10 protein-coding genes are annotated in these 13,507 nt (G+C 68.1%); 7 read left to right on the forward strand and 3 right to left on the reverse strand.

The features are described 5' to 3' along the window. Positions 1 to 226: 226 nt before the first annotated feature. The gene (locus JO391_RS03320; RefSeq protein WP_220662783.1) at positions 227 to 1,150 is read right to left on the reverse strand and encodes a DMT family transporter; all 924 of its coding nucleotides are present in this window, start codon (positions 1,148 to 1,150) and stop codon (positions 227 to 229) included. Between the two features lie 167 nt (positions 1,151 to 1,317). Between JO391_RS03320 and ade the strand changes: the two genes are divergently transcribed. The 5 genes from ade to JO391_RS03345 all read left to right on the forward strand — a co-directional run bounded on the left by ade (position 1,318) and on the right by JO391_RS03345 (position 6,265). After that, the gene (gene ade, locus JO391_RS03325; RefSeq protein WP_220662784.1) at positions 1,318 to 3,018 is read left to right on the forward strand and encodes an adenine deaminase; all 1,701 of its coding nucleotides are present in this window, start codon (positions 1,318 to 1,320) and stop codon (positions 3,016 to 3,018) included. A 71-nt stretch (positions 3,019 to 3,089) separates the two neighbouring features. Continuing rightward, a complete protein-coding gene (locus JO391_RS03330; RefSeq protein WP_220662785.1) occupies positions 3,090 to 4,292 on the forward strand; it encodes a GTP-binding protein in 1,203 nt (400 codons plus the stop codon). A gap of 4 nt (positions 4,293 to 4,296) precedes the next feature. Continuing rightward, entirely contained in the window at positions 4,297 to 4,575 is a 279-nt protein-coding gene (locus tag JO391_RS03335) for a DUF6525 family protein (RefSeq protein WP_220662786.1), read from the forward strand. A gap of 53 nt (positions 4,576 to 4,628) precedes the next feature. Next, positions 4,629 to 5,360 carry an SDR family NAD(P)-dependent oxidoreductase gene (locus tag JO391_RS03340; RefSeq protein ID WP_220662787.1) on the forward strand — a complete coding sequence of 244 codons (732 nt, stop codon included), beginning with the start codon at positions 4,629 to 4,631 and terminating at the stop codon, positions 5,358 to 5,360. Positions 5,361 to 5,428: 68 nt separating this feature from the next. Further along, positions 5,429 to 6,265 (forward strand): fumarylacetoacetate hydrolase family protein, encoded by an 837-nt coding sequence (locus JO391_RS03345; RefSeq protein ID WP_220662788.1) that lies wholly within the window; start codon positions 5,429 to 5,431, stop codon positions 6,263 to 6,265. An 84-nt stretch (positions 6,266 to 6,349) separates the two neighbouring features. On the opposite strand, the gene JO391_RS03350 is transcribed toward JO391_RS03345, so the two are convergent. Then, positions 6,350 to 6,766 carry a group III truncated hemoglobin gene (locus JO391_RS03350; protein WP_220662789.1) on the reverse strand — a complete coding sequence of 139 codons (417 nt, stop codon included), beginning with the start codon at positions 6,764 to 6,766 and terminating at the stop codon, positions 6,350 to 6,352. A gap of 55 nt (positions 6,767 to 6,821) precedes the next feature. Then, positions 6,822 to 7,190, reverse strand: a complete 369-nt coding sequence (locus tag JO391_RS03355) for a DUF2237 family protein (protein WP_220662790.1) — start codon at positions 7,188 to 7,190, stop codon at positions 6,822 to 6,824. A 199-nt stretch (positions 7,191 to 7,389) separates the two neighbouring features. On the opposite strand from JO391_RS03355, the gene JO391_RS03360 reads away from it, so the two are divergent. Beyond that, a complete protein-coding gene (locus JO391_RS03360) occupies positions 7,390 to 10,200 on the forward strand; it encodes a DUF2339 domain-containing protein (RefSeq protein ID WP_220662791.1) in 2,811 nt (936 codons plus the stop codon). 174 nt (positions 10,201 to 10,374) lie between these two features. Then, entirely contained in the window at positions 10,375 to 13,401 is a 3,027-nt protein-coding gene (gene ileS / locus JO391_RS03365; RefSeq protein WP_220662792.1) for an isoleucine--tRNA ligase, read from the forward strand. The last annotated feature ends 106 nt before the right edge of the window (positions 13,402 to 13,507 follow it).

A 13,507-nucleotide genomic window follows, 5' to 3' on the forward strand; every position in this document is an offset into this window, starting at 1 on the left:
CCGAGCCTGCCAGACGCGCGGATGCTGGACTTTTCTGCCGGCGGGCAAGAATCGGGGAGGGCGGAGCGCCCTTGGCCAGGGCAGCAGCAGGGTTCCTGGGCGGGGCGGCGCCAGGAGGCGCGCCACCTGACCGGGGTCTTGCTGCGCGTCATGCCTGGGTGCGAAGGCCGCGGGTGTCTGGTGCGGATTGCCACGCTTGACTGCGGCGCGGCGGTCGGGGCGGGCCCTAGCCGTGCGGGGTCATCGATTTGCGCTGGCGGGCACGTTCGAGGCCAAGCCTGCGTTCGCGCCAGATGATGAGGATGCCCGCCGTCACGATCAACGCGGCACCGCCGAGCATGGTCCAGGTCGGCGTTTCGGCGAAGAAGAAATAGCCGAAGGCAAGGGCGAAGAGCATCGAGGCATAGTCGAAGGGCGCGACCAGCGAGGCATCGGCGTGGCGGTAGCTGGAGGTGAGAAGGATCTGCCCGACCCCACCCAGAAGCCCGGCCCCCACCAGTAGCGCCGCTTCCCAAGGCGTGGGCACGACCCAGCCGAAGGGAAGGGTGATGAGCGACAGGCAGGTGGCGGTCAGCGAGAACCAGAACACGATGGCGGCGGTCTGTTCGGTGTGGACGAGCTTGCGCACGAAGACCTGTGCGAGCGCGGCGAAGACCGCGCTGCCCAGGACGAGCATGGCGCCGAAAGCCTCGCGCTGGCCGGCGGTGTCACCGCTGACAAGGGTGAGGCGGGGCGAGAGGACGATCATCACGCCGACCAGGCCAAGCGCCACAGAGGCCATGCGGAAGAAGCGCACATCCTCGCCCAGGAACATGGCGGCGAAGATCACGGTCAGGAGCGGCGCGGCGTAGCCGAGTGCCGTGACCTCGGGCAGCGGCAGAAAGCCGAGCGCCGAGAAGCCGAGCCCCATGGCGACCGTGCCGGCAAAGCCGCGCCAGACATGGCCCATCGGGTTGACGGTGTTGAAGCCGGTGCGCAGCTCGCGCCGGTAGGCGAGCCAGATCACGATGACCGGAATGGCGAAGAAGGACCGGAAGAACACCGCCTCGCCCCCTGGCACATGGGGGGCGGTGGCCTTGATCATCGCGGACATCACGATGAAGACCAGGACCGAGGCCAGTTTGAAGGCGATGCCGCGCAGGGGAGACATGGGGGATTCCTTGGCCGAGACGTCTCATTCCGGGCGGGGGGATGCAAGAGGGCGCCTGGCTTGGGCGGCGCCCAGGCGGGCGTTCTGACGGAGCGAGGGGCCTGCGCCGGGGCGAGGGCTGGACGGCGGGCGGGGCTTGGGGTTTGCTGCCGCAAAAGGAGCCAGCCATGACCCGTCCCGCACTTGCCGACCTTATCGACCAGGGGCGCGGGGTCGCGCCCGCCGATCTTGTGCTGAAGGGCGGGCGCGTCTTCGACCTGGTGTCGGGCGATCTGGTCGAGACCGACGTGGCGATCTGCGGCGATACCATCGTCGGGGTCCTTGGAACCTATCAGGGGCGGCGCGAGATCGACTTGGCGGGCCGCGTGCTGGTGCCGGGATTCATCGACACGCATCTGCATGTGGAGAGCTCGGCCGTGACGCCCTTCGAGTTCGACCGCTGCGTCTGTCCGCGCGGCGTGACCACGGCGATCTGCGATCCGCACGAGATTGCCAATGTCTGCGGCCTGGCGGGGATTCGGTACTTCCTGGAAGCCTCGGCGCATCTGGTGATGGATTTGCGGGTGCAGCTGTCGTCCTGCGTGCCCTCGACACATATGGAGACGGCCGGCGCGCGGCTGGAGGCGGCGGATCTGGTGGGGCTGATGGATCACCCCAAGGTCATTGGCCTTGCCGAGTTCATGAACTTTCCCGGCGTGCTGATGAAGGACGAGGGCTGTCTGGCCAAGCTGGAGACGTTCCGGGGCCGGCACATCGACGGCCATGCGCCGCTTTTGCGGGGCAATGACCTGAACGGCTATCTGGCGGCGGGCATCCGCACCGAGCATGAGGCCACGACTTACGAAGAGGGGCTGGAGAAGCTGCGCAAGGGGATGCGGGTGCTGATCCGCGAGGGGTCGGTGTCGAAGGACCTGCACGCGCTGGCGCCGCTTTTGACCGAGCGGTTCTCGCCCTATCTGTGCCTGTGCACCGATGACCGCAACCCGCTGGACATCGCCGAGCACGGGCATCTGGACCATATGATCCGCACGGCGATTGCCATGGGACAGCCTGCGCTGGCGGTCTATCGCGCGGCCTCGCTTTCGGCGGCGGAAGCCTTCGGCCTGAAGGACCGCGGGCTGATCGCGCCGGGCAAGCGGGCCGACATTGCGGTGATCGACTCGCTGGAGGGGTGCCATGCGAGCCTTGTGCTGGCGGGCGGCGTGGTGGCCGATGCCGCGGCCTTTGCGGCGCGCGGGTGGGTGGAGCCGGTGGCGCGGGGGTCGGTGAAGGCCGGGCAGGTCGTGGCGGAGGATTTCCGCACCGGCGGCAACCGGGCCGAGACGCCGGTGATCGGCATCCTGCCGGGCAAGATCATCACCGAGCACCTGAGTTTCGACATCGCGCCGGTGGATGGCGACAAGCGGCCGGACGTGGCGCGCGACCTTGTGAAGATCGCGGTGATCGAGCGGCACGGGAAGAACGGCAACCGGGCGACGGGTTTCGTGAAGGGCTTCGGGTTGCAGCGCGGGGCGATCGGCTCGACCGTGTGCCACGACCATCACAACATCGCGGTGGTGGGGGCGGATTATGCCGACATGGCACTGGCGGCGAACCGCCTGCGCGAGATCGAGGGCGGGTTCGTCGTGGTGCTGGGGGGCCGCGTGCTGGCGGAACTGGCGCTGCCGGTGGCGGGGCTGATGAGCCTTGAGCCGTTCGAGGTGGTGCATGACCGGCTGGTCGACCTGCGCGCGGCGGCAAAGAGCATGGGCGTAGTGCTGGAGGAGCCCTTCCTGCAACTGGCCTTCCTGGCGCTGCCGGTGATTCCGCATCTGAAGATCACCGACCGGGGGCTGGTGGACGTGGACCGCTTCGAGATCATCGGCTGAAGCGGTCGGGCCGGGGGGTTGCCCCTGCTGCCGGGGCCTGTATTGTTATTGTATAACATTACAGGTGCGCCATGACCGACCAACGCCTTCCCGTCACCGTGCTGTCCGGCTTTCTGGGGGCCGGCAAGACCACGCTTCTGAACCATGTGCTGAACAACCGCGACGGCCTGCGGGTGGCCGTGATCGTGAACGACATGTCCGAGGTGAACATCGACGCCGATCTGGTGCGCGAGGGGGCGGGGTTGAGCCGCACCGAGGAGAAGCTGGTGGAAATGACCAACGGCTGCATCTGCTGCACGCTGCGCGACGACCTCTTGGTCGAGGTGCGGCGGCTGGCCGAGGCGGGGCGGTTCGAGCACCTCCTGATCGAATCGACCGGGATCGCCGAGCCCCTGCCAGTGGCCGCGACCTTCGACTTCCGCGATGCCGAGGGGCAGAGCCTGGCCGATGTGGCGCGGCTGGACACGATGGTGACGGTGGTGGATGCGGTGAACCTGCTGGCCGATTATTCCAGCCACGATTTCCTGGCAGACCGCGGCGAGGTAGCGGGCGAGGGCGACGAGCGCAGCCTTGTGAACCTGCTGACCTACCAGATCGAGTTCGCCGATGTGATCGTGCTGAACAAGGTGGGCGCGGCAGGCTTTGAGCGCGCGGCGGCGGCGCGGACGATCCTGCGCGCGCTGAACCCCGAGGCGCGGGTGATCGAGACGGATTTCGGCCGGGTGCCGCCGGGGGCGATCCTGGGGACGGGGCTCTTCGACTTTGACCGGGCGCATATGCATCCGATGTGGGCGAAGGAATTGTACGGCTTTGGCGACCATGTGCCCGAGACCGAGGAATACGGCATCGCCTCCTTCGTGTACCGGGCCCGGCGGCCGTTCCATCCCGCGCGGTTGCACCGGGTTCTGAACGGGCCTCTGCCGGGGGTGATCCGCGCGAAGGGGCATTTCTGGATCGCCACGCGGCCCGACTGGGCGGCAGAGTTCTCGCTGGCCGGGGCAATGTCTTCGGTCTCGCCGCTTGGTCGCTGGTGGGCGGCGGTGCCCGAGGCGCGGCGGCCGGACCATCCCGAGGCGCAGGCGGAGATTGCCCGGAACTTGCAAGAGCCCTGGGGCGACCGGCGGCAAGAGCTGGTGTTCATCGGCGCGGGGTTGGACCGGGCGGCGATCACGGTGGCGTTGGACGGGGCGCTGGTCGATGACGAAAGAATGCGGCCCGAACGCTGGTCGCGGCTGGACGATCCCTTCCCGGCCTGGGGGCGGGCGGTGGTCTGAGCCGATGCGGCGCAATCTGCGCACGGGGCTGAAGGGCCGCCCGCGACCCGACGCGATGCGCAGCTTTGACGGATTGCCGCTCGACCTGCGTCGCTGGCTGGCTGGCGCGGCCCTGCCCTGGAGCCCGCAATCGGCGCTGCGCATCTGGCAGCGGGCGCTGGCGGAAAGCGGGTCGGTCGAGGCTGCCATCGCGCGACTGGAGGGGACCGAGGCGGCGATGCTGCGACGCGATGCGGCGGGCACCTGGGGGCGGGGCCATCCGGCGGGAGAGCCGCGCGGTTGACAGCCCCCGGCGCCGCGGCTTTGGTGACCGCCGCAATGGAACCGGAGGCTGGGATGGGCGATCTGGCAGGCAAGTGCGCACTGGTGACGGGCGGCAACCGCGGCATCGGGCTGGCGGTGGCGCAGGAACTGGCGGCGCGCGGGGCCGAAGTGACCTTCACCTGCCGCCGCGCCGCGGGCACCACCGCGGCCGGCCCTGCCGCGCGGGGCGTGGTCTGCGAAGCGACCGACACGGTCGGAATCGAGGCGCTGGTGGCCGAGGGCTTTGACATCGTCGTGAACAATGCCGGGGTGATCGGACCCATCGGGCGCATTGCCGACGTCGCGGTGGACGACTGGGCCGGCAACATCGCGGTGAACCTGGTGGGCGCCTATGCCGTGGTGCGCGCGGCGGTGCGGATGATGGAGCCGCGCGGCGGCGGGGTGATCGTCAACCTGTCCTCGGGTGCGGCCCGGCGGCCGCTGGAAGGCTGGAGCGCCTATTGCGCGGGCAAGGCGGGGCTGGCCATGCTGACCCGCTCGGTCCATCTGGAATATGGCGCGGCGGGTATCCGCATCTTCGGCTTTGCGCCGGGCGTGGTGGATACGGGGATGCAGGGCGAAATCCGCGCCTCGGGCATCAATGAAGTGTCGCAGATCCCGCGGGCGGCGCTGGCTCCGGCGGAAGAACCCGCCCGGGCGATTGCCTGGCTGTGCGGACCGGCGGCGGCGGCACTGGCCGGGCAGGAGCTGGACGTGCGCGATGCCGGGCTGCGCGCAGCGGCGGGTCTGCCGCCCTTGCCCTGACGTTAGGGGGGTGCAGCCGCGGGAGAGGGCGGCTAGTCTGCCGCCCGAATCGTGACGGGAGAATGTCGATGAAACTGCTGCGTTATGGGCCGCGCGGGGCCGAGAAGCCGGGTGTGCTGGATGCTGCGGGCCAGATCCGCGATCTTTCGGGGATCGTGGGCGACATCTCGGGCGAGGTGCTGACGCGGCTTGGCGACCTGAAGCATCTGGACGTCGAAGGCTTGCCGCTGGTGGAGGGCAATCCGCGGTTGGGCGCCTGCGTGGGCGGGACGGGCAAGTTCATCTGCATCGGGTTGAACTATTCGGACCATGCGGCCGAGACCGGGGCGAAGGTGCCGCCGGAGCCGATCATCTTCATGAAGGCGACCTCGGCCATCTGTGGGCCGCATGACCCGATCCTGATCCCGCGCGGGTCGGTCAAGACCGACTGGGAGGTCGAGCTGGGCGTGGTGATCGGCAAGGCGGCCAAGTATGTGACCGAGGCCGACGCCCTGAACCATGTGGCCGGCTATTGCGTCATTAATGACGTGTCGGAGCGGGCGTTCCAGACCGAGCGCTCGGGGCAGTGGACCAAGGGCAAGAGCTGCGACAACTTTGGCCAGACCGGGCCCTGGCTGGTGACGACCGACGAAGTGGCCGATCCGCAGGACCTGAAGATGTGGCTGACCGTGAACGGGAAGACCATGCAGGACGGGTCCACCAAGACCATGGTCTATGGGGTGGCGCATCTGGTGTCCTACCTCAGCCAGTTCTTCACGCTGCATCCGGGCGATATCATCTCGACCGGGACGCCTCCGGGTGTGGGGCTGGGGATGAAGCCACCGACCTTCCTGAAGGCGGGGGATGTGGTGGAACTGGGGATCGAGGGGCTGGGCAACCAGCGGCAGGTCTGCGTCCAGGACTGAGCGTCCGAGCTCGGACGCCTGGTCAGACCAAGGAAAATCAATGGCTTGCGAGCCCGGATTAACTTGGACTTTACCTTTGGCTTCTCAGCGAAGGCTCGGCACCGGATGGTCGCGGTCTTCCACGCCCATGCGCAGGCCGCGACCGATGCGGTGCGCCAGGGCTGACCAGGCGGCGGCCGTCTCTGGGGCAAGTTCGCGCCGCAGGACGGAATCGAACAGGCCGAGCCAGACATCGAACATCGGGCTGCGGACATTGCCCGCGGCGCGGTGGACCACCATCGGATTGCCGTCGTAGCTGCGTTCGAAAAGGATCGCATTGCGCCAGAAGCGGGCGATCTTTGCTTCGTGCGCGGGCCAGTCGGTGACATGCGCGGCAAACACCGGACCCATGCCGGGATGGCTTCGCACAACCGCGTAGAATTCGGCCACCACGGCGTCGATCTGGTCGGCGGTGATGTCGAAGCGGGGCGGGACGGGGGTGGCGTTTTCAAGCGATCTCATAGGGCCATTTTCTGCCCCTTGATCGGGCGAGGAAACCGGCTCCGTTGTCGCAGGCTCAGGCATCGACGGCGTGGGCCTTCAGCAGTTCGAGCGGCACGATGTCCAGCGTGGCGAGATGGGTGGCCTTGAGGCGCACATGGGGGGCGGCACCTTCCTCGGCCGCCTGAAGGAAGCGGGTGGCGCACAGGCACCAGCGGTCGCCCGGCTTCAGCCCCGCGAAGCCGTATTCCGGGCGAGGGGAGGAGAGATCGTTGCCGAGGTACTTGGACAGGGCAAGAAACTCGGCCGTCATCAGGGCGCAGACGGTGTGGCGGCCCATGTCGGCGGCGCCCGTATCGCAACAGCCGTTGCGGTAGAAACCCGTCATGGGCGAGGTGGAGCAGGGTTCGAGCGGGCCGCCGAGCACGTTGATCGAAGGGTCCATGATGCGCCTCGCCTGTGTTCGGGTTCATGGCCAGCATCCGCCTGCGGGGCTGCGTGTGCAAGCCCCGGTGATCAGGCCTGGTAGTCAGGCCCGGTGATCCAGCCCGGTGCTTCCGCGGCGTTTTGGCGTGACGGGGCGTCGGCCTTGACGCGGCGGTGATGCGGGCGCCTCATGACGCCGACGCAGGGGGAGTGCCGCGATGCTGGAGATCATGGGCGTGATCCTTGCCCTGGCTGTGGTGCTGGGGCTTCCGATCACCGTGATTGCGCTGGTCGTCGGCCTGTCGCGGGTGAAGCGGCGCGTCGAGGGGCTGGAACGGCGGTTGTCGGAGGCCGAGCGGGATCTGGCCGAGACGCGGCGCAGGGTCGTGGTTAAACCGGACACCGCTGCGCCTTTGGTCCCGTCGGTGCCGCCGCCCGCCACCATTGCGGTGGATGAGCCGGCAAAGGCGGAGGCGCCGCCGCGCGAGGAGGCCGCGCTTGCGGCGGAGGTGGTCGCGGGGCCCTGGTCGGGGATGCGCCCGCCGCCTGTAAAGCCGCCTGTGGAGCCGCCGGATTCGCTGCCGGAGCCGGAACTGGGACCGGACCGGGCCATCGTGTTCCGCGCCGACCGGGCTTCGGCCTTGATGGGCTGGCTGCGGATGAACTGGTTCTATGCGGTGTCTGCCGCCTCGCTGGCCCTGGCCGGGATTTTCCTGGTGCAATACGGCATTGAACGCGGGCTGGTGCCGCCGGGGCTGCGGGTTCTGGCGGCGCTTGGTCTGGGTGCGGTGCTGATCGCGGCGGGCGAGTGGATCCGTCGGCGGTGGGGCGATGCGCCCGAGGCGAGCACGGCCTATCTGCCTTCGGTGTTTTCCGCGGCGGGTGTGGTGACGCTGTTTGCCGCCGTGCTGGCGGCGCGGCAATTGTACGGGCTGATCGGGCCGGAAGCGGCGTTGGCCGGGCTGGTGGCGGTGTCCGCCTTGGCCATCGGGCTGGGCTGGCGGCACGGTCCCTTGATGGCGGCGATGGGGCTGTTGGGTGCGGGGGCTGCGCCCTTCATCGTTTCGGGCAGCGGGCAGGCGGGGGCCTGGCTTTACGGATATTTCGCGGTGATCGCGGCGACCGGGCTGGCGGTGGATGCGGTGCGGCGGTGGGCCTGGATCTCGGTGCTTGCCTTGGCCATCGGCTTTGGCGGCGGCTGGCTGGTGCTGCTTGCCGGGGGTGGCACGGTCTGGTTCCTGGCGATGATGGTGGGGCTGGTGCTGCTGGCGGTGGTGGTGCCGGTGATGCAGGTCGTGCCGCGGCACGAGGGGCCGGCGCTGTTTGGTGCGTCGCAGGGGAGATGGCCGGTGTTCCCGGTGCGGCTGGCGGCGGGGGCCTTGCTGGTGGCCTCGCTTGGCGTGGTGCTGCAGGTGGGCGGGCCGGCGGGCGAGGCGATGCTGGCCTTTGCCGTGCTGGGGGGGCTGGCCGTGCTGATGCTGCTGTGGGCCGACCGTGCGCCGGGCCTGACCGGGCTGGCTGTGATGCCGGCCGGCATGTGGCTGGTCGGGCTTGCGCTGGCCGGCGTGCCGGGGATGCCCCTGGCCGAGCAGTTCCGGGCCGGAGCGATCCTGCTGCGCGCGCCCGAGACGGCGCCGCCCCTGACGGCGACCTGGCTTCTGGGGCTGGCGGTGGCGATGGCGCTGGCCGCAGGTTGGCGGGCACTGCGGCCGGCGGCAGAGGACGAGTCCTGGGCGGTGCTGGGGCACAGCGCGGGGGCGGTGGTGCTGGCGCCCATAGCGGTTCTGGTGCTGCACCGGGTCTGGGGACCGGTGGCGGTTCTGGGCGCGGGGGCTTGGGCCTTTCATGTGATGGCGGTGGCGGTGCTGTGCGCCGGGCTGGCGCTGGCCTTTGCGCGGGCGGATGGCGCGGATCACCGGCGCACCGCCTGGGCGGTGCTGGCGGCGATGGCGATGATCGCGCTGGCGCTGGTGCTGATGCTGGCCGACACGCCGCTGACGCTGGCCCTGGCCGCGATGGTGGCGGCGGCGGCGGCGCTCGACCGGCGGTTCCGCCTGCCCGAGATGGGCGTGGCGGTTGTCGCGGGGCTGGCGCTTGTGGGCTGGCGCTTCTGGGGGCCTGTGTCGGAGGGCTGGCTGATCGACGCGCCGCTGTCGTCGATCCTTGTGACCTTTGGCGGGGTGCTGACGGCGATTGGCGTGGCTTTGTGGCAGATCGCGCCGCTGGAGCGGCGTGTGGCGCGCGCGGCGCTGGAGGCTTCGGGGCTGGTGCTGGCGGGGCTTCTGGTCAATGTGCTGGTGGAGCGGTGGCTGCTGTCGGTCTGGGGCGAGGGGGCCTTCACCTCGCACTGGCGGTTCACGCTGGCGGCGCTGCCGTGGATTGGCATCGCGCTTGGGCTTTTGCACAAGGGATCGGTCGGGGGCTGGCTGGCCATGTTCCACCGCACGCTGGCCGGGGTGATCGGGGCCTGGGCGGCGCTGTTGCTGGGCCTGGGGGTCACTTTGGGCAACCCGCTTTACGGCTTTGTCGGGTCGGATCAGGAGCGGGTGCTGGGCTGGCCGGTGCTGAGCAGCCTGTTCGTGGGCTATGGCCTGCCGGGGCTGGTGCTGGCGGTGGCGGCCTGGAAGATGCCGCGGCTGGCGGGACCGGTGCGGATGGGCCTGGGGCTGGCGGGGGTAGGGCTTCTGGCGCTGTGGGCGGGGACCGAGATCCGCCACGTCTGGCAGGGGGCGGGGATCAGCCTGGGGCGGCCCACGGGGCAGGGCGAGCTGTACAGCTATTCCGTGGCGCTGATCCTGGTGGGGGCGGGGCTTCTGTACCAGTCGGTCGCGGCGCGGTCGCCCGGATTGCGGCGCGTGGCGACCGGGGTGATCGCGCTGGCGATTGCCAAGGTGTTCCTGGTGGATGCCTCGGGCCTGTCGGGGCTGACGCGGGTGGCGAGCTTCCTGGGGCTGGGGCTGGCGCTGGCGGGGCTGGCCTGGCTGAACCGCTGGGCGGGGCGGCAGAGCGAAGGGCAGGGCGTGCGATAAGGGGCGGGCTTTACCCTGTGGCGGCGCGCCCTTATAAGGCCGCCCATGCGACGCATGATTGCGATCAGCTTCCGAATTATCGGCCCGGCGTCCTGACGCGGACGCCGGGAGCCTTGGCCTGCGGATGGCTCCGCGGCCCGACCCGATCCCCTTGTTTCCGAAGGACTGGCCCTCATGTGCGCCGACATGCCCGACTATCGTTCGACCGTCTTCCTGCCTGAAACCGAATTTCCCATGCGTGCGGGCCTGCCGCAGCGCGAGCCTGAATGGCTGGCGCGGTGGGAGCGCATCGGGGTCTATGACCGCCTGCGCGAGAAGAAGGGGCCGCAGGGTCAGGCCCGCGCGCCCTTCACGCTGCACGATGGCCCTCCCTACGCCAACGGGCACCTGCACATCGGCCATGCGCTGAACAAGGTGCTGAAGGACATGGTGGTGCGCAGCCAGCAGATGATGGGCCGCGATGCCCGCTATGTGCCGGGCTGGGACTGCCACGGGCTGCCGATCGAATGGAAGATCGAGGAGCAGTATCGCGCCAAGGGGTTGAACAAGGACGACGTGGACGTGGTGGCCTTCCGCCAGGAATGCCGCCGCTTTGCGGAAGGCTGGATCGACATCCAGCGCGAGGAATTCAAGCGCCTGGGCGTGACAGGCAACTGGGCCGATCCTTATCTGACGATGGATTACCACGCCGAGGCGGTGATCGCGCAGGAGTTCATGAAGTTCCTGATGAATGGCACGCTTTACCAGGGCTCGAAGCCGGTGATGTGGTCGCCGGTGGAGAAGACTGCCTTGGCCGAGGCGGAGGTGGAGTACCACGACCATACGAGCCATCAGGTCTGGGTGCGGTTCAAGGTCAAGGGTTTCCGGCCGGACGCCCTTGTGCCCGTCTCGAATGGCCTGACTTGGCCAGGAGACAGACACGTCAATGACCTGCTTTCACTTGACGAGATGAACAGGTTTGCGCCTGACTTCGCTGACGCATCGATCGTTATCTGGACAACGACCCCGTGGACAATCCCACAAAACCGAGCAGTAGCCTACAATGACGGCGTGACCTATGGCCTTTACCGCGTTGACTCCGTTGGAGAAAACTCAACGGCGCTCATCGGTGAACGAATCTTTGTCGCCGACGCGCTTGCGGATAGCGTTAAGACCGCAGCAAAGGTCGAGCAGTGGACGCGCGTTCGCGGGATCGATGGCTCCCTATTCCGGGGACTTGTTCTTGACCACCCCTTCCGTGGCGTGGAAGGCGGCAACGGCGAGTGGGATTATGACGTGCCCATGCTGCCGGGCGAGCATGTGACCGAGGATGCGGGCACGGGGTTCGTGCATACCGCGCCCTCGCACGGCGATGACGACTATCAGCTGGGGCTGAAGTTCGGTCTGCCGATGACCTACAACGTCGAACCCGACGGCAGCTATCGCGCGGACCTGCCGCTGTTCGGCGGGCAGGCGATCATCCAGCCCGATGGCAAGGAAGGTCCGGCGAATGTCAGCGTCATCAAGCAGCTGGCCTATGCCGGCGCGCTGCTGGCCAAGGGCAAGCTGAAGCACAGCTATCCGCATAGCTGGCGGTCGAAGGCGCCGCTGATCTATCGCAACACGCCGCAGTGGTTCGTCGCCATCGACAAGTCGCTGGATGACGGCATGAGCACCTATGGCGACACGATCCGCAAGCGGGCGCTGAACTCGATCAACCAGCTTGTGACCTGGACCCCGGCCACGGGCCGCAACCGGCTGCATTCGATGATCGAGGCGCGCCCGGATTGGGTGCTGTCGCGGCAACGGGCCTGGGGCGTGCCCCTGACCTGTTTCGTGAAGAAGGGGGCAAGGCCTACCGACGCGGATTTCCTGCTGAGGAACGCCGAGGTGAACGCCCGCATCGCCGCCGCCTTCGAGGAGAAGGGCGCAGATGTCTGGTATGTGCAAGGATTCAAGGAAGAGGTGCTGAAAGGCATCGTCGATCCGTCCGATTATGAACAGGTCTTCGACGTGCTGGACGTCTGGTTCGACTCGGGCTCCACCCATGCCTTCGTGCTGCGCGACCGGGTGGACGGGACCGAGGACGGGCTGGCCGACCTGTATCTGGAAGGCACCGACCAGCATCGGGGATGGTTCCATTCCTCGATGTTGCAGGCCTGCGGCACCAAGGGCCGTGCGCCCTATCGCGGCGTGCTGACCCACGGCTTCACGCTGGACGAGAAGGGCATGAAGATGTCCAAGTCGCTTGGCAACACCGTGGCGCCGCAACAGGTGATCGACGAATACGGCGCCGATATCCTGCGGCTTTGGGTGGCCCAGTCGGACTACACCATCGACCTGCGCATCGGGAAAGAGATCCTGAAAGGCGTGGCCGACAGCTATCGGCGCCTGCGCAACACGCTGCGCTACATGCTGGGGGCGCTGGCGGGCTTTACCGAGGCAGAGCGCGTGGACCCGAGCGAGATGCCGGAACTGGAACGCTGGGTGCTGCACCGGTTGGCGGAACTGGATGCCGAGGTACGCGCGGGCTATGCGGCCTATGACTTCCAGGGCGTGTTCCAGAAGCTGTTCACCTTCTGCACGAGCGACCTGTCGGCGCTATACTTCGATGTCCGCAAAGACGCGCTTTACTGCGACGCGCCCGCGTCGCTGCGGCGGCGGTCCTGCCGCACGGTAATGGACCTCTTGTTCCACCGCCTGGTGACCTGGCTGGCGCCGGTTCTGGTGTTCACAATGGAGGAAGTCTGGTTGTGCCGCTTCCCGGGAGAAGATTCATCGGTGCATCTGGTGGATATGCCTGACACGCCGGCGGAATGGCTCGATCCGACGCTGGGGCACAGCGTTGCGTACAAGCGTCAAGTTCGCAAGGAAGTCACTGAACAGCTTGAAGCGAAGAGGCAGGAAAAGGTCATCGGTTCGAGCTTGGAGGCACATCCGATAGTCTATTTCGCCGCCGATGCAGCGATGCTCGACCATTTCGGCGGCTCAGCAGAGTTCGGGAAGGACTTCGCGGACTTCTGCATAACGTCAGGGATCACGATCGAGCAGGGCGTACCACCCGGAGGTCCCTCGCACCAAGGCAGTCTGCCACATGCTCGGTATGTCGAGTTTAGGCTTGCCGAGGGTCAGAAATGCGAGCGCTGCTGGAAGGTGCTGCCGGATGTGGGCAGCCACAAGCACGCCGGCACCTGCGCACGCTGCAACGAGGTTCTGGGCTGAACCGGTGCCGCCCCGGCGCAGGCCGGGGGCGGCATCTGTCGAGACGGGAGCCGCAAACGCCGAGGCCCCGGCAGGTGCCGGGGCCTGGGTGTGTTTGACGGAAAAA

It is taken from the genome of Neotabrizicola shimadae (assembly GCF_019623905.1).
Taxonomy (GTDB): Bacteria; Pseudomonadota; Alphaproteobacteria; order Rhodobacterales; family Rhodobacteraceae; genus Neotabrizicola; species Neotabrizicola shimadae.